15 protein-coding genes, 1 tRNA gene and 2 rRNA genes are annotated in these 16,270 nt (G+C 40.4%); 3 read left to right on the forward strand and 15 right to left on the reverse strand.

Going from position 1 to position 16,270, the window contains the following annotated elements:
* Window positions 1–31: 31 nt before the first annotated feature.
* The 6 genes from J7J00_RS21930 to groES all read right to left on the reverse strand — a co-directional run bounded on the left by J7J00_RS21930 (window position 32) and on the right by groES (window position 7,508).
* Window positions 32–178, reverse strand: a complete 147-nt coding sequence (locus J7J00_RS21930; protein ID WP_214794596.1) for a hypothetical protein — start codon at window positions 176–178, stop codon at window positions 32–34.
* Window positions 179–676: 498 nt separating this feature from the next.
* Window positions 677–1,933, reverse strand: coding sequence for an MFS transporter (locus tag J7J00_RS21935; RefSeq protein WP_309487223.1), 1,257 nt, complete (start codon window positions 1,931–1,933; stop codon window positions 677–679).
* A 1,395-nt stretch (window positions 1,934–3,328) separates the two neighbouring features.
* Window positions 3,329–3,568 carry a hypothetical protein gene (locus J7J00_RS21940; protein WP_214794600.1) on the reverse strand — a complete coding sequence of 80 codons (240 nt, stop codon included), beginning with the start codon at window positions 3,566–3,568 and terminating at the stop codon, window positions 3,329–3,331.
* Between the two features lie 510 nt (window positions 3,569–4,078).
* On the reverse strand, window positions 4,079–4,786 hold the full coding sequence (locus tag J7J00_RS21945) for an SH3 domain-containing protein (protein WP_214794602.1): 708 nt from the start codon (window positions 4,784–4,786) through the stop codon (window positions 4,079–4,081).
* Between the two features lie 740 nt (window positions 4,787–5,526).
* A complete protein-coding gene (gene groL, locus J7J00_RS21950; protein ID WP_098373469.1) occupies window positions 5,527–7,164 on the reverse strand; it encodes a chaperonin GroEL in 1,638 nt (545 codons plus the stop codon).
* A 59-nt stretch (window positions 7,165–7,223) separates the two neighbouring features.
* Window positions 7,224–7,508 (reverse strand): co-chaperone GroES, encoded by a 285-nt coding sequence (groES, locus tag J7J00_RS21955; protein WP_034306337.1) that lies wholly within the window; start codon window positions 7,506–7,508, stop codon window positions 7,224–7,226.
* Window positions 7,509–7,842: 334 nt separating this feature from the next.
* Between groES and J7J00_RS21960 the strand changes: the two genes are divergently transcribed.
* Both J7J00_RS21960 and J7J00_RS21965 read left to right on the forward strand, forming a co-directional pair.
* Window positions 7,843–8,568 (forward strand): CPBP family intramembrane glutamic endopeptidase, encoded by a 726-nt coding sequence (locus J7J00_RS21960; RefSeq protein ID WP_214794604.1) that lies wholly within the window; start codon window positions 7,843–7,845, stop codon window positions 8,566–8,568.
* Window positions 8,565–8,777 (forward strand): YdiK family protein, encoded by a 213-nt coding sequence (locus tag J7J00_RS21965; protein ID WP_034306342.1) that lies wholly within the window; start codon window positions 8,565–8,567, stop codon window positions 8,775–8,777. Before J7J00_RS21960 ends, J7J00_RS21965 begins: the two co-directional genes overlap by 4 nt.
* A gap of 618 nt (window positions 8,778–9,395) precedes the next feature.
* Here the strand turns inward: J7J00_RS21965 and J7J00_RS21970 are convergent.
* Together J7J00_RS21970 and moaC are read right to left on the reverse strand one after the other, a co-directional pair.
* Window positions 9,396–10,055, reverse strand: a complete 660-nt coding sequence (locus J7J00_RS21970; RefSeq protein ID WP_214794606.1) for a redox-sensing transcriptional repressor Rex — start codon at window positions 10,053–10,055, stop codon at window positions 9,396–9,398.
* 33 nt (window positions 10,056–10,088) lie between these two features.
* On the reverse strand, window positions 10,089–10,595 hold the full coding sequence (gene moaC / locus J7J00_RS21975) for a cyclic pyranopterin monophosphate synthase MoaC (RefSeq protein ID WP_214794608.1): 507 nt from the start codon (window positions 10,593–10,595) through the stop codon (window positions 10,089–10,091).
* A 133-nt stretch (window positions 10,596–10,728) separates the two neighbouring features.
* Here moaC and J7J00_RS21980 point away from each other — a divergent pair, with 133 nt between their 5' ends.
* The gene (locus tag J7J00_RS21980; RefSeq protein WP_214794610.1) at window positions 10,729–12,648 is read left to right on the forward strand and encodes an ABC transporter ATP-binding protein; all 1,920 of its coding nucleotides are present in this window, start codon (window positions 10,729–10,731) and stop codon (window positions 12,646–12,648) included.
* Between the two features lie 279 nt (window positions 12,649–12,927).
* Here J7J00_RS21980 and tsaD read toward each other — a convergent pair whose 3' ends face one another.
* From tsaD to J7J00_RS22015, 7 genes are all read right to left on the reverse strand, one after another.
* Window positions 12,928–13,941 (reverse strand): tRNA (adenosine(37)-N6)-threonylcarbamoyltransferase complex transferase subunit TsaD, encoded by a 1,014-nt coding sequence (gene tsaD, locus J7J00_RS21985; RefSeq protein WP_214794611.1) that lies wholly within the window; start codon window positions 13,939–13,941, stop codon window positions 12,928–12,930.
* Window positions 13,938–14,390: a ribosomal protein S18-alanine N-acetyltransferase gene (gene rimI, locus J7J00_RS21990; protein WP_137020242.1), complete on the reverse strand. Its 453-nt coding sequence runs from the start codon at window positions 14,388–14,390 to the stop codon at window positions 13,938–13,940. The genes tsaD and rimI overlap by 4 nt, the downstream gene beginning before the upstream one ends.
* A 22-nt stretch (window positions 14,391–14,412) precedes the next feature.
* Window positions 14,413–15,105 (reverse strand): tRNA (adenosine(37)-N6)-threonylcarbamoyltransferase complex dimerization subunit type 1 TsaB, encoded by a 693-nt coding sequence (gene tsaB / locus J7J00_RS21995; RefSeq protein ID WP_214794612.1) that lies wholly within the window; start codon window positions 15,103–15,105, stop codon window positions 14,413–14,415.
* Window positions 15,105–15,557, reverse strand: coding sequence for a tRNA (adenosine(37)-N6)-threonylcarbamoyltransferase complex ATPase subunit type 1 TsaE (tsaE, locus tag J7J00_RS22000; RefSeq protein ID WP_098373463.1), 453 nt, complete (start codon window positions 15,555–15,557; stop codon window positions 15,105–15,107). Before tsaE ends, tsaB begins: the two co-directional genes overlap by 1 nt.
* Window positions 15,558–15,756: 199 nt before the next feature.
* Window positions 15,757–15,830 (reverse strand) — tRNA-Met (locus J7J00_RS22005).
* Between the two features lie 66 nt (window positions 15,831–15,896).
* Window positions 15,897–16,012 (reverse strand): 5S ribosomal RNA (rrf, locus tag J7J00_RS22010).
* A gap of 115 nt (window positions 16,013–16,127) precedes the next feature.
* Window positions 16,128–16,270: ribosomal RNA gene (locus J7J00_RS22015) — 23S ribosomal RNA — on the reverse strand; the annotation flags it as partial.

Raw genomic sequence — 16,270 nt, forward strand, 5'->3', positions numbered from 1 at the left:
CATTCTAAAAACACTCCACCTAGCATAATTGTTAAGCTAAAACAGCGTCATTGTAATAAATAATTTCGGAAAGGATCTTACAGTCTTCTATCTTTTCAAGTGCAGCTTTTGCTTCCTTTTCCGTATCGAATTCATACATTGTAGTATTTCTCTCTGTATAGACAGTAATTATCCACATGAAAATTCCCTCCAATCAAAAGAAAACTTGTCCTTTTTCACACCACACTGAATCTAATTCCTTCTATAGGATTACCATAGCCAAACTTCATAGATTCTGCATCTTACCATTCTACGTCCGAAACTATTTTTTCTGCCGTCTTACAGCCCTAGCTCAATGATGAAAGGAATGTGAAAAAGGTTAAAATAAGGCGTCTTATAGCTCTCTGAAAACGCATAAAATCTTGTTCACCAGTTGATAAAGCGCTTTCAGTTTTTAACGAAGGCAATAAGGAATCGGTTCGATTGCAGAAAGAAATTAAACGCTCAATCTCTCAAAAGAAAAAGTGAACAATTGGATGATCTGCTATTGAGAAATTTCTCTTCCAGTACGATCAATGAGAAATGGGCAGCCAATTTTACATTTTATTAGAAGGACAATCGTGTTACCTTGCTTCTATATTAGAACTGTACTTGAAATAGAATCCTCCGGTGGTTTGAATCTCTTAATCTTTCTTTTTTAAAAAGTTTTAGTAGTCAATATTTCATTATTATTAGAACTGCCGGAGTTGTTGGTAGCTTTGTTTAAAGCACTTGTCTCCGCCAGACTCATATTCCGTGTCTCCGGAGCCATCACGGCTGAAACTAGAAATCCAATAAAAAACAATGCCACACAAATATACATAGTAACATCCAGCCCATACTTGCTTAAAATCATGGGAAACAAAAATGTACTGATCGAAGAGCCAATCCGGCTGACCCCGGTGCAAAACCCCATGGCCGTTCCGCGAATTTTTGTCGGGAACAGTTCATTCGGATAGATCCACTGATGAATGCTCATCCCGGTATTAAACATGCCGTACAGGACAAATAAGGTAATCGTGAAGGCAAACGACATGTGCCAGTTTGATGTAATACCCAGAACAGTTAAAATGAACGCTGAGATTAGGAAAGGCCAGACCAGTACAGGTCTTCTCCCGACTTTTTCAACCAGGTAGATGGCCGGCAATAAGCCTGCTATATAGAAAAGGCTCATGATTGCCGATCCTAAATATTCCTTGTTTCCATCCGCAAAGCCAAACTGTCCCAATACCTCTGGTATATAGGTAGCGATGGCGAAGGAAGGAGATATCTGCAGCGTCCAGAACAGGGCGATAAAGATTGTCCATTTCCCATAGCCACTTTTAAACATATCCATAAAAGAAGTTTTCTCTGTTGAATCTAGTTTTTCTGACAGTACCACATTTTTTCCGAAAATCTTTTGAATGATCGCATTCGCTTCTTTTTCTCTACCCTTGCTCGCCAGCCAAAGCGGTGATTCTGGCATTTTTAAACGGGCAAGCAAAATAATTAAGGCTGGAACAGCACTGCTAGCCAGCATCCAGCGCCAGCTGTCATCACCAAGTGCCAGCATCAAGTAGCCCACCAGGTAGGATATCCCATAGCCGACGTACCAGAGAGCGACCAGCCCCCCAAGCAACGCCCCACGGTTCTTTTTAGGGGAAAATTCCGCCATGAATGTGCCGGCAATCGGATAGTCCGCACCGACCGCGACTCCCAGGATAAAGCGCAAAATAATGAGCTCTGTCACATCATTCGCGAAGTACTGGAGGACAGATGCAATGACAAAAACGACCAAATCCAGAATAAACATCTTTTTCCGGCCAATTATATCGGTTAAATACCCGCCTATAATCCCGCCAAAAAACATGCCAATTAGTGTAGCCATTCCAACCAGTCCCACTACTGTCAGGGACATATCAAAATCAGGCTGTATGTCTACTTTCTAATCTGCAAAAACAAATCGCCCTTTAGAAGCTTCTAATTTTGTCGATATTTATTCAGAATTTGTAGATATTTCTCGGGAAATTGTTGAAATTTGAAAATGGTGATCCCGAATAGTTGGAACAAAGGAATTTCTACTTTTGATTTGGTTGCCTTAGGTTTAAATAGTTATTAGGCAAATTAACACCTGAATATCGTAAAGGAGACTTAAAAAAGGTAATGAAACCTTTTTCTTATTGCAGTAATGTTTCGTAATGGTTTTTTTGTTGTTCAGTTTTAAGCTGTGACATATCGTTTGTCAGTTAGAGGTTCATTTCACGCGTAGTTGCGAGTTCATTGGTTAATAACATTAAGATCTCTTTTAATTGAATGAGCACATGGGGTTAAATATATTGCATATGTATCGGGTATCGATATCTCTTTTAAAAGCTTCTAATTTTGTCGATATCTACTCAGAATTTGTAGATATTTCTCGGGAAATTGTTGAAATTTGAAAATGGTGATTCCGAATAGTTGGAACAAAGGAATTTCTACTTTTGATTTGGGTGCCTTAGGTTTAAATAGTCATTAACGTAAATTAACACCTAAATATCGTATAGGAGACTAAAAAAAGTAATAAAACCTTTTTCTTAATGCAGTAATGTTTCGTAATGGGTTTTTTGTTGTTCAGTTTTAAGCTGTGACACATCGTTTGTCAGTTAGATGTTCATTTCACGCGTAGCTGCGAGTTCATTGGTTAAAAACATTAAGGCCTCTTTTATTTGAATGGGAACTTGGGTTAAATAAATTGTCATATGTATCGGGTATCGTTATCTCTGTTTCATTGGTTCCTTCTAATCTTTCTTTTTCTTGATACAAGGATCTTTAACTCTACCGTCTAGGGGCTTGTCCGTATCGCGTAACGCTATAAGCGTATCGATGTCGGATTGAATGAAGATATGCCAATCGCTATCTTTTAACAGCCCCTATCCATATCGCTTTAAGTTTAAAACATACTTTCGAACAATCGATTTTGCATCTCCACTTCTTTCTGCCACTTCCTTGGAAGAGGATGCTCATTCATTCGGATGTATATCCTGTCGTATATCGGACCTCCCTTTCTAATAAAGATGAAGGTTCTGTGGATTTATTTGCATGTTATATCGCCCAGTGATACGGACACAGAAAAGAACCGATCAGCACTTTCTTGAGGAACACTATTAAGGACATGTATGTTACTGGAGCTGGAAACCGTTGTTTTAAGCTGGACATATCGTTTGTCAGTGGATGTTCATTTCACGCGTAGCTGCGAGTTCATTGGTTAAAACAATTAATATCTCTTTTAATTGTTTGGTATTATGGGTTAAAATCGGGTATCCGTTATCTCTGTTTCATTAGTTTCTTCTAATCATTGTAGGTACACAAGGTCTTTAGCTGTATCCTCTAGGGGCTTGTCCGTATCGCGAACGCTATGGCCGCTTCGATGTCGGATTGAATAAAGATAGGCACTCACCATCTTAATAACCCATATCCGTTTCATTCTAAGTTTTGACCATCCTTTTGACAGTGGGTGTTGCATCCCCACTTCTTCTTCCACTTCCTTAGAAAAGAATACTCGTTCATTTGGATGTATATCATGTTTTTGCATAGAACGTAGCTTCTATTAAACCAAAAGGTTTTGAATTTATTTGCAAGTTATATCACCCAGCGATACGATACGAAACAAACAAAAAAAAAGATCGATCACCCCCTGTCTGGAGCAACTCTATTAAGGATGACTCTTGTTTTTGAATGCATGTTTTCAACCGCCTCAACTCCCATTTTATCAAACATGCCTTTTTTGCTTGCCTCAAATTGTGTATTTTGTTTTAGATGCATATCACTTAAACAAATCTCCAATGAATTTCAATTGAGCCTCTGTTTGCCTTTGGTAGAACTTCCGAAACATTGGTATCGCCGAGCTCTTACATAGTAGGTACCAAATCATGAAAAATTGAAATACTCTTTCTTAATTCTGTGTTTCAGCTACGCGAACCATATATGTCACTATGCTTTTATCCATCATTATATATAAAAAAAGATTTATCAAATGTTTCTATATCAATAATTTGCTTCCACAAATCATCACACAGTTGGGCAAAAAAACTTAACAGTCACCTTATTTTCTGAATATGGAGAAAAGCCCCCACCATTTTTCTGAACGTTTTTGTATAGCTTCTTCTAAACGTTTATTAAATTCATTTTGTGAACTCCATTCTTTGTTCTGTTCGTCCCGCATATTTTGTATTTCTTTTTGTAAGAGTTCACTTTTTTGTTTTTCTTGTTGCAGCAATGTTTCGTAATGGGTATTTTGTTGTTCAGTTAATTGGTCAATTTTAGTATTAGTTCTTTGCGCTGAATTTCCAATACTAGAACTTATAACATGATGATCTTGCTGGAGACCGGAAACCTTTGTTTTAAGCTGTGACATATCGTTTGTCAGTTGGACATTCATTTCACGTGTGGCTGCGAGTTCATTGACTAAAAACATTAAGACCTCTTTTAATTGATTGGGGTCGTGGGGTAAATTTTCATATGTATCGGGTATCGCTATCTCTGTTTCATTGGATCCTTCTAATCTTTCTTTTTGTTGAAATACAAGGTCTTTAGCTGTATCGTCTAAGGGCTTGTCCGTATCGCGTAGCGCTATAAGCACTCCAATGTCAGATTGAACAAAGATACGTCGATCTCCATCTTTCAAAAACTCATATCCATTCCGTTCTAAGATTTGACCATACTTTCGAACAGTGGGAGTTGCAATCCCCACTTCTTCTGCCACTTCCTTGGAAGAGAAAGCTCGTTCATTCGGTTGTATATCACGTCGCATATCGGACCTCTTTTCTATAACTAGTTGTATCTGTAGTCTACCTGACCTTAAATTTTCTGTCTAGATAAGTTTAGCCTATCCAGAAGTTGTTAGCGATACCGATAAGATTTCCTTTTCCTTTCTTCTGCCCCTATACGATTAGATCATCTATTCGCTTACCTTCCTTCTCTTGCATAGCCTCTATCTCCTATCTATCCTTATCCATTGTGGGTGTTACATCTGGTTGGGCCTGGCGCCTTGCCCCGTGCCTTTAGAAAACTGGCCAGCCTTTATCCTCAAGATTTACCACCTAGTTCCGTGCCACCAATTGGTACCTTATTTCCCTAAGTCTAAATCAGGGTTCTCTGGAAACTCCTCTGTAATTTAATTAAAAACTGACTCAGTTTTGTCACCACTTATAAATTAGTGTCAGCAAGAATCTTATAGTACATGTGCTTATTATCACGACTAGTATACTCGTGATCAACACCTTTACGATGATGATGTTGGACTTTAGCGTGATATTTCAGAGCTTAATGAACAATTTGTTCCAAGTCCTCTGAGGGTACACCTTTTATTTTTTGAGAAAGTTTCTTTCTCAATGTTTCTGTATTGGATGTATGAAGTCTCCCTTTCAAAAAAGAAAAAAGCCCCCACAGTAAACTGTGAGAGGCCTTCAACTTTAAAGATATTCACATGTTTGGTGAGCACTCATTTAAGAATCCTCGTTAAACCCCTCTATTAAGGGATTTAGCGAATGATTACATCATGCCGCCCATTCCACCCATGCCGCCCATATCAGGCATGCCCATGCCGCCAGCGCCAGCAGGTTCTGGTTTGTCAGCAACAACAGCTTCTGTAGTTAAGAACATAGCTGCTACAGAACCAGCGTTTTGTAGAGCTGAGCGAGTTACTTTAGTAGGATCGACGATACCGGATTCGATCATGTTCACCCATTGTCCAGTAGCTGCATTGAAGCCAGTGCCTACTGCTTCGCCTTTAAGGCGCTCTACGATTACAGAGCCTTCAAGACCGGCATTGTGAGCGATTTGACGAACAGGCTCTTCGATTGCACGAAGAACGATTTTCACGCCTGTTGCTACGTCGCCTTCCGCTTGAATTTCAGCAATTTTATTGTATACGTTAAGAAGCGCTGTACCACCACCGGCTACGATACCTTCTTCAACAGCGGCACGAGTGGAGTTCAATGCATCTTCAATACGAAGTTTACGTTCTTTTAATTCTGTTTCGGTAGCTGCACCGACTTTGATTACCGCTACACCACCAGCTAATTTAGCAAGGCGTTCTTGTAATTTTTCACGGTCGAATTCAGAAGTTGTTTCTTCTAATTGAACACGGATTTGGTTTACACGAGCTTGAATTTGAGCTGTATTTCCAGCACCTTCAACGATCGTTGTATTTTCTTTTGTAACAACCACTTTAGACGCACGGCCTAATGAATCGATTGTTGCAGATTTAAGATCAAGTCCGATTTCTTCAGTGATTACTTCGCCGCCTGTAAGAGCTGCGATGTCTTCAAGCATTGCTTTACGACGGTCACCGAATCCAGGAGCTTTAACCGCAACAGCGTTGAATGTTCCACGAAGTTTGTTTACAACAAGAGTTGCAAGCGCTTCGCCTTCTACATCTTCAGCAATCAATAATAGCGGTTTCCCTTGTTGAACAACTTGCTCAAGGACAGGAAGGATTTCTTGGATATTCGTGATTTTTTTATCTGTGATCAAGATATATGGATTTTCTAGGACAGCTTCCATTTTATCTGAATCAGTAACCATGTATGGAGATGCATATCCACGATCGAACTGCATACCCTCTACTACGTCCAATTCAGTTGTGAAACCTTTAGACTCTTCGATTGTGATGACGCCGTCGTTACCAACGCGCTCCATTGCTTCTGCAATCAGTTGGCCCACTTCTTCATCAGCTGAAGAGATGGCAGCAACTTGTGCGATTGATTCTTTGTTTTCAACCGGTTTGGAAATGGCTTTCAATTCTGCAATTGCTGAATTGACCGCTTTCTCGATTCCTTTACGGATACCCATTGGGTTAGCACCAGCTGTTACGTTTTTAAGACCTTCACGGATCATCGCTTGTGCAAGAACCGTTGCAGTAGTTGTACCGTCACCAGCTACGTCGTTTGTTTTGCTTGCTACTTCAGCAACCAATTTCGCACCCATGTTTTCGAATGCATCTTCCAATTCGATTTCTTTAGCGATCGTCACACCGTCATTTGTGATAAGCGGTGAACCGAATTTTTTCTCAAGAACCACGTTACGACCTTTTGGTCCAAGCGTTACTTTAACTGCATCTGCAAGTGCGTCCACACCACGAAGCATGGAGCGGCGAGCTTCTTCACTAAATTTAATTTCTTTAGCCATTTATAAGTACCTCCCTAAAATTTTAAGAAAATTTTCGTTCAGTTAAGTATGATGTATAATTAGCCGATAACAGCTAGAATGTCGCTTTCACGTAAAATTAAGTATTCAGTGTCTTCGTATTTAACTTCAGTACCTGCATATTTTGAGAAGATAATTAGATCGCCTTGGGCAACCTCTAAAGCAACACGTTCGCCATTTTCAAGGACACGGCCAGTACCAACTGCTACTACCTTACCTTCTTGTGGCTTTTCTTTAGCAGTATCAGGAAGAACAATACCGCTTGCAGTTTTTTCTTCAGTTTGAACTAGTTCAATAATAACGCGATCACCTAATGGTTTTAACAAGTGAAACAACCTCCTCATATTCTCTTGATAATTTGTTTCATGATTATTAGCACTCTTCATCATCGAGTGCTAACACATTTATAATATTAAATAAACCGAGCCTTTTTTGCAAGTATCTTATTGAAAATTTTTTATTAATTTCTGATAAATTATGGGTAAACTACTTTAACATAATGATTTCCTTAACAATGTAATTGAAATGTTATGTTAGGGGTACCTTTAAGTGGTGTTCTGCCTCAATATTTGATACCATTTTGGAGTATGCGTTTATAGATTGTCCCCATATCAGGAACGTTCCGAACGGGATGGGTGACTATAAAAGGAGTTTTCATTTTTGAAAAAAGAATATTGGTTCGTCATCATCACTTATATTGCCATGCAATTATCCAGTATTGTTGGGGTACCCATTTTCATGCTAATCGGGTCTTATACTGGAATGCCGGCAGATGAACTCGAAGTGAAGTCTGCAGCATACTGGATAGTTTTCAGTTTTCTCGTTGCTTTATTCTTGATTCTTTTTTTAATGAGAAAAGATATGAGGGAAAAGTTGGACACGAGAAATCAAACTTCCGTTTCGTTGTCCGTATTATGGGCAATTGCAGGAGTGTTCATGGCTCTTTTTGCACAAAGCATTGCCGGCAGCATTGAACAAATGCTTGGGGTGGAGTCTGAATCTGAAAATACGCAGCAACTTATTTCACTCATTTACAAAGTCCCCATGGTCATTTTCGTCACTTCAGTAATTGGACCTATATTGGAAGAATTAATTTTCCGGAAAGTCATTTTCGGATCACTTCATAAACGCTTTAACTTCTTTATTTCAGCCTTAATCAGCTCAGTTATTTTCGGCTTGGCGCATGGTGAATTTGAACATCTTCTTTTATATACGGCAATGGGCTTCACCTTTGCTTTCCTTTATGCGAAAACAGGCCGCATTCTCGTTTCCATGAGCGCACATATTGCGATGAATACGCTTGTTATCATCCTTCAAGTGGTATATCGGGAGGATATTGAGAAGATGCTAGATACTGCACAGGCCTTCATCGGAGGTTTATTATGAAACGTCAATCACCATTATTCATGGGCATCATCTATGCAGGCTTAGGAGCTCTTTTTACCGCTATCGCGATTCAAACCGTCAATTCTTCCGGATGGGGACTCTTTGCCTACATCCTTGTCCTTATTGCAACTCTTGATTTTGGATCGGGATTACGCATGATCATGCTGCACTTTAAGATTAAAGCCGCACAAAAAAATAAGAAAAAATAAAAAAATGCTGCAATGATGCGGTGTTTCAGACTGTAGACAAATTCGATTTAAATTGAGTTCTACAGTTTTTTTTATTTTTTAAAAACGTTCCAGTTGATTGAAGAAATCCGCTCCCTTTCCGCCGACTGTCTGCCAAGCCGCATCAAAGCAAGCGTTTGTGGGGTCTCGGCTAGCCAGTTATTCGGCAGGAGTGTCGCAAATTTCTTCAATCCAATGAGATTTACAGTAAAAAAACATGAAGGATAATCTAGTCTTGTTTTAAAATCTTGGTTCGGGATGAGCCAGTTCCGACCCTCCGACAAAAGGGGTTTCTATCTAAATTTTTAAAACTAAGTTGATTGGAACGGAAGGTGCGAGACTCCTGCGGGAAAAGCGCGTCCAAGGGAGACCCCACAGGCGCAAGAGCGCCGAGGAGGCTCCCGGACCGCCCGCGGAAAGCGAGTGCCTGGAGTGGAAATCAACGTTTAAATTGTACCTCCCAAAAAAGGTTAAAAACATGAAGGATAATCAAGTTTTGTTTTAAAATCTTGGTTCGGGATGAGACCGTTCCAAAACCCTTTAGTCGACAAACTGAAAAGCTGCAACGAAAAAAAACGCTGCAATGATGCAGCGTTTTTTTCATTCCTCCAATGCGGCTTCTTCCACTACTGGATAATGTTTCAGGAAGTAGATGAGCGACTGAAGCTCCACGGCCAGGTCAATGTGGTGAACCCTTATGGATGGAGGCACGGTCAGCCGTGCAGGTGTGAAATTCAATATTCCTTTTATATCGGCTTTGACTAGACGGTCGGTTATCGTCTGGGCTACCTGTGCAGGCACTGTCAATATAGCCGCAGTAATATTATTTTCCTGCAATAGTGTATCGATTTGATCCATATGATAGATGGGCACATCAGCTATTCGCTTGCCGACCTTTTCTTCAGAAACTTCGAAAGCCATTTCAATTTTAGTATTATTATTTTTCATGAAATTGTAATTTAAAAAAGCGGTTCCTAAATTTCCTACCCCGATTAAAGCGACTTTGGTCAATTCATCTTGATCTAGTGTTTTACTAAAGAAGGATAATAAATAATTGACATTGTAGCCGTAGCCTTTTTTCCCAAGCGCGCCAAAGTAGGAAAAATCACGGCGAATTGTGGCAGAATCCACTTTTACAGCTTCACTTAGCTCTGCAGAGGAAACTCTTTGTTTGCCTGAGGAATGTAAGTTCTTTAAAAATCGATAATACAATGGCAACCTTTTGGCTGTCGCCTGCGGTATCTTTGGGTCATGGTTCATTGTTCTTCCCCGCTTTCACACATGCTTTTCAACTTAATCTCTATCTGTTTGTTTTACTTGCCTTTTATAATCGTCACTGGACACTCCGCCTGTTTTCTCCACTAAGAATGTAGGCCCGATCACCATTCCCTTATCAATGGCCTTACACATGTCATAAACAGTCAAGGCAGTCACGGATGCAGCTGTTAACGCTTCCATTTCCACACCTGTACTCCCTTTTGTCTTAGCTTCCGTTTCAATCCTAAGCCTATATCCTTGTTCTTCTTTTTCCCAATCAAAGGCTATATTGACCCCTTGCAGAGCAATGGGATGGCACATCGGAATTATATTGGATGTATTTTTGCTGGCCATTATTCCTGCAACTTGCGCAACAGCCAGTACATCACCTTTTTTCATTTTATGGTTCGTGACCAATTCATATATTTCATCATTCAATAAAATGCTCGATTGAGCTACTGCCGTCCGGGTTGTTTCAGGCTTAGCACTCACATCGACCATTTTGGCCCTGCCCTGTTCATTAAAATGCGTTAAGTCTCCCATTTAAGTAACCCCTCCTAAATCATACACTATTATTCCACTTTATGTAACAGCTTTTGTTTCAGCTTGGAACCAAGCTGTTGCCGATAATAACCAAAATACGTTACACTAACAATAATCAATTGAGGTGAAATCTATGATTTTATTACAAATCAATCAACTATCGAAATATTTTGGAGCTGAACTTATTTTATCAAATATGAAGCTCGAAGTTCAAAATAAAGATCGAATTGCACTTGTCGGCCGAAATGGCGCCGGTAAATCCACTCTGCTTAAAATCATAGCTGGGCAGCTTTCCCATGATGGCGGTGAAATAATCAAACCAAAAGGCGTCACCATCGGCTATATGGCCCAGGATACGGGATTGGAATCCGAACTGACCATTTGGGATGAGATGCTGACTGTATTCACGGATCTTATAGAGCAAGAAAAGGAACTGCGTCGCCTTGAGGCTGATATGGCCAGACCTGACATCTTTGAAAACGAAACAATTTACCAAAAAGTGCTGAATGAATACGACACTTTGATGGTGGCATTCAAAGAGAAGGGCGGTTATCAATATGAAGCGGATATCCGTTCCGTATTGCATGGACTTCAGTTTGCTGACTTTGACTATTCTACCCCAATTTCCACTTTAAGCGGTGGGCAAAAAACAAGGCTTGCATTAGGGAAGCTGCTTTTAAGGAAACCGGATATATTGATTCTGGATGAGCCGACGAACCATTTGGATATCGAAACCCTCTCTTGGCTTGAACAATATTTACAAGGCTACCAGGGAGCTGTTCTTATTGTTTCCCATGACCGCTATTTTTTAGATAAAGTAGTAAACCTCGTATATGAGATTTCCCGGAATAACATGAAAAAATACCATGGTAATTATAGTTCTTACCTAGAGGGAAAAGCGGAGGATTATGAGCGGGACATGAAACTGTTCGAGAAGCAACAAGGGGAAATTGAAAAGCTTCGCGACTTTGTCCAACGTAATATCACGAGGGCTTCCACAACGAAAAGAGCACAAAGCAGACGCAAACAGCTCGAAAAGATGGATGTATTGGACAAGCCTCAAGGTGATGAAAAATCTGCGAATTTTTCTTTCCAGATTGAAAGGCAAAGCGGAAATGAAGTACTTCACCTCCAGGACATGGCTATTGGATACGAAGGGGAAACGGTATCAAAGAATATAAATTCCCGGATGACAAAAGGGGAGAGCATAGCACTTGTTGGCCCAAATGGAGTTGGAAAATCAACTTTATTGAAAACGATCATTTCTAAGCTGCCTCCACTTTCTGGGAATTTCCGTTTTGGAACGAACGTAGAAGTCAGCTACTACGATCAAGAACAGGCTAACCTTGTTTCCAATAAACGCGTACTAAATGAATTATGGGACGACTATCCCCTTAAACCGGAAAAGGACATTCGCACCGTACTTGGTAATTTCCTATTTAGCGGGGACGATGTTTTGAAAACCGTTTCCACACTAAGCGGGGGCGAAAAGGCCCGGCTTGCTCTAGCCAAAATGATGATGCAAAAAGGGAATTTTTTAATTCTTGATGAACCAACGAACCATTTGGACCTCGATAGTAAATTGGTGCTTGAAAACGCATTGATCGATTATCCGGGAACTATTCTTTTCGTTTCACATGACCGTTATTTCATAAATCGAATAGCAACGAAAGTGATAGAGCTCTCCAAAGACGGCAACGAAGAATTCCTCGGTGATTATGATTACTATCTAGAGAAGAAACAGGAGCAGGCGGAAATCCAAGCACTTGAACAGCAGGAACAGGCTAAAACTTTAGATGCAGCTGTAGAAAAAACAAATTACAAAATTGATAAAGAAGCAAAAAAAGCTGAACGCCAGCGAAAACGGCGCATTGAGGAAATCGAGGTAGCCATGGAGCTTCTTGAAATCGAAATAAACGAATATAATGACCTCCTTTGTGATCCAAATGTTTTTCAGGACCATGAAAAAGTAATGGAGGTCCAAACAAAGCTTGATTCTGCACAGGAAAGTTTGGACCAGCTTCTCGAAGAATGGACTGAACTGGAAGAATGACAAAAGACCGAGTCAATTGACTCGGTCTTTTTCTTTTCCATTCAAAACGTCACTTGAAAGTTATCCACAGAATTGTTAACAAACTACTTACCGTTCACTAGCCATTAATTTAAGTTATGCACATTATCCACAGAAACATATCCACTTATCCACAAAAACACCGTTTTATACACATGCAGTATGATTTTCAAAAAAACTTTATCCACAGAATATTCTATTTTTTTATAAAAAAGATAAAAAGACAGGATGCCGAAGTGAGGGATCCTGTCTTCTCTTCAATTAAAATGCTTCGATATCCAATCCAGGATTTCCGTTCAAATCCAAACCAGATCGTTTTCCCTTTTCAAACATGACACTGCCAGCAGCACCAATCATGGCGGCATTGTCCGTACAAAGATATAGGGGCGGAATGGATATATCCATAGGTAAATCCTTAAAAGCTTCCGTTAATGCTTCCCTAAGGCCTTTATTTGCCGCAACTCCTCCAGCAAGCAATACCTGCTTCACATTATATTCCTTTGCAGCCTTTACAGCTTTCATTACAAGCACTTCTATCACGCTTGCTTGGAAACTTGCCGCTAAATCTTTAGGTTCAATTTTTTCCCCGCGCTGTTCAGCATTATGCAAAGTGTTGATTACCGCTGATTTCAACCCGCTGAAAGAAAAGTCATAGCTGCCATCCAACCATGCCCGAGGCAGTTTCAAAGTTGGTGAGCCTTCTTGTGCCAGCCTATCGATATGAGGGCCGCCAGGATAAGGGAGCCCCAAGGTTCGGGCCACTTTATCATACGCCTCACCTGCTGCATCATCCCGCGTCTCCCCTATCACCTTGAAGGAACCCGGTTCTTCTAAAAGCACTAATTCCGTATGGCCTCCCGAAACGACTAAAGAAAGCGCAGGATATTCGATCTCCTGAATAAGACGATTTGCATAGATATGACCCGCAATATGATGCGTACCGACAATCGGTATTCCATGTGCGAAAGCTACAGCCTTCGCCGCATTCACGCCTATTAATAGTGCCCCTACAAGTCCGGGACCTTCTGTAACGGCAATGGCATCCAAGTCTTCATATGTCACACCGGCTTTCAGCAGTGCTTCTTCAAGAACGATCGTAATTTGTTCTACATGATGACGGGAAGCTATTTCCGGGACAACACCGCCAAAACGTTTATGGCTTTCGATTTGTGAAGCCACAACATTACTCAGTATCTCCGTTCCATTTTTTATGACAGCTGCCGCAGTTTCATCGCAGCTCGTTTCAATTCCTAATATAATTTGATCTTTTTTCATGAAAAATTCACCCACATAACATAAGCATCTTCTTGATTGTCTGTATAATAATTTTTTCGGATTCCACCCTTTTGGAAACCAAGTTTTTCATAAAGCGAAATGGCTACTGCATTACTGACACGGACCTCAAGCGTCATCCTCACCACACCCATCGAAATGGAGATTTCAATCATCTTCCTGAGCAAAGCTTCCCCAAGCTTTTGCCCTCGGTATTCTGGCAATATCGCTATATTGGTAATGTGCGATTCATCAATGACGATCCACGCACCGCAATAACCGGCAATTTTCCCTTCTTCCTCTATCACCATATATACAGCATATTGATTATGATTCAGTTCATTAAAAAAAGCTTCCCGGCTCCAAGGCAAAGTAAAGGACTGCTTTTCCACATTAAGCACTTGGTCGATATCTTCCGTATTCATTTTTCGGAACGTCAATGTTTTACTCATAATAATCGGTCGCTTTCCTTGTTTATTTCCCCTGTTGTTCAAGCCACTTAGCTTCTGCTTCAGCCATGCGGATATAATTCGGTACAAACTGGTGAACATCGACTACAGCCTTATCAAGACCACTGAAGGCCAGTTCGCTTGGTCTTGAGTTATATGACTGTACCGGAGCAAATACAGCTAAATCACCTAATGCTTCCGTAATTGCATCCCGGTGAATGTCCACATCTTGACCAACGAATAAAACAGGACGATTTAATTCCTTCAATTGATTCGCCCACTCAGAGGATAGAATATTACAATCTTCAATGACTGTCTTTAAAGAGTTATTTTCCATTTCATATAATCCAGTATAAATCTGCCCTCTTCTTGCATCGAACAATGGAGAGATCAACCCGTTAAAATAACGTCCATTAGCTGCTAAAACCTCTAAGCTGGAAACACCCGATAACGGAATCTGAAGTGTCCATGCCAAGCTTTTTGCAATCGTCACTCCAATCCTGACGCCTGTATAGGATCCTGGGCCTTGAGCCACCACTATCTTAGTCAAATCCTTCGGTTTAGTATCACAATCCCTCAGCAGTGTTTCAATTGCTGGCATAACCCGCACCGAATGATTTTTCTTTAGGTTCGTCGTATACTCACCAATTACTTGACTCCCGTTTACCAGGGCAACCCCTAATGTGAAATTCGATGTATCTATAGCTAAAACCTTCATCAAATAATCTCCTTACATAACTTTACATATCGTTCGCCTTTGGCTTCCAGAACAAAACGCCGGCTTGTATCGCTCAGACGATAAATATAGATGGTCAAGATTTCCTCTGGAAGGTGATCCTTTATTAAATGGGCCCATTCAACGACAGTCACACCATCACCATCAAAATATTCTTCAAAGCCTAAATCTTCTTCCGATTCACTTACCCGATATACATCCATATGATATAAAGGCAATCGACCCATGTATTCCTTTATTATCGTAAAGGTAGGGCTATTCACCATTCTGGTAACACCTAATCCTTTAGCCAGCCCTTTTGTGAATGCCGTCTTTCCAGCACCCAAGTCACCTTCTAAAGCCAGCACATCGCCACTTGAAAGCTTTTGTGCCAATTCATGCGCAAATCGCGCTGTTTCTTCCTCATTCTGAGAAATCCATTCAACCTGATGCATATATCAATCACCTTTATCATTATTAGGAAAACGTCCTAAAGTTCATGTCCCAGAACCATAAACGCAATATTATGGAACAAAAACCATTCTATATGTAGTTTACCTTGTTTCAAAAGAAGAAACAAATAAGTTAGGGACATAAATATTCGAATTTCGGATAAAACAAAAAAACGAAACCTAAGTTTCGTTTTTTTCATGATTGCGGGGACAGGATTTGAACCTGCGACCTTCGGGTTATGAGCCCGACGAGCTACCGGACTGCTCCACCCCGCGACGGTATAAATGCTTCTTTTATAATAATAGTATTCCCAATCACTCAAAAAGAATACAAAGATTATAGCTTGGCGGCGTCCTACTCTCACAGGGGGAAACCCCCAACTACCATCGGCGCTGAAGAGCTTAACTGCCGTGTTCGGAATGGGAACGGGTGTGACCTCTTCGCTATCGCCACCAAACATTTAACCTCTTTTGCACATTTACTATCATACCATGCATGAAATAAAAATGCAAGAAGAAATTTTCATTCCTTCAAAACTAGATAATAAGAAGGTATTTCATTTTTTTAAAGCGTTGGTTAAGTCCTCGATCTATTAGTATCAGTCAGCTCCACATGTCGCCACGCTTCCACCTCTGACCTATCAACCTGATCATCTTTCAGGGATCTTACTAGCTTGCGCCATGGGAAATCTCATCTTGAGGGGGGCTTCATGCTT

Source organism: Bacillus sp. ISL-4, assembly GCF_018613275.1.
GTDB lineage: Bacteria > Bacillota > Bacilli > Bacillales > DSM-1321 > Peribacillus > Peribacillus simplex_E.

Coding starts and splice junctions, on each gene's coding strand:
- J7J00_RS21930 (WP_214794596.1), bottom strand. CDS start 178: ATGTGGATAATTACTGTCTATACAGAGAGAAATACTACAATGTATGAA.
- J7J00_RS21980 (WP_214794610.1), top strand. CDS start 10,729: ATGATTTTATTACAAATCAATCAACTATCGAAATATTTTGGAGCTGAA.
- groL (WP_098373469.1), bottom strand. CDS start 7,164: ATGGCTAAAGAAATTAAATTTAGTGAAGAAGCTCGCCGCTCCATGCTT.
- J7J00_RS21970 (WP_214794606.1), bottom strand. CDS start 10,055: ATGAACCATGACCCAAAGATACCGCAGGCGACAGCCAAAAGGTTGCCA.
- tsaB (WP_214794612.1), bottom strand. CDS start 15,105: ATGAAGGTTTTAGCTATAGATACATCGAATTTCACATTAGGGGTTGCC.
- tsaD (WP_214794611.1), bottom strand. CDS start 13,941: ATGAAAAAAGATCAAATTATATTAGGAATTGAAACGAGCTGCGATGAA.
- J7J00_RS21945 (WP_214794602.1), bottom strand. CDS start 4,786: ATGCGACGTGATATACAACCGAATGAACGAGCTTTCTCTTCCAAGGAA.
- J7J00_RS21965 (WP_034306342.1), top strand. CDS start 8,565: ATGAAACGTCAATCACCATTATTCATGGGCATCATCTATGCAGGCTTA.
- rimI (WP_137020242.1), bottom strand. CDS start 14,390: ATGAGTAAAACATTGACGTTCCGAAAAATGAATACGGAAGATATCGAC.
- J7J00_RS21940 (WP_214794600.1), bottom strand. CDS start 3,568: ATGCAAAAACATGATATACATCCAAATGAACGAGTATTCTTTTCTAAG.
- moaC (WP_214794608.1), bottom strand. CDS start 10,595: ATGGGAGACTTAACGCATTTTAATGAACAGGGCAGGGCCAAAATGGTC.
- tsaE (WP_098373463.1), bottom strand. CDS start 15,557: ATGCATCAGGTTGAATGGATTTCTCAGAATGAGGAAGAAACAGCGCGA.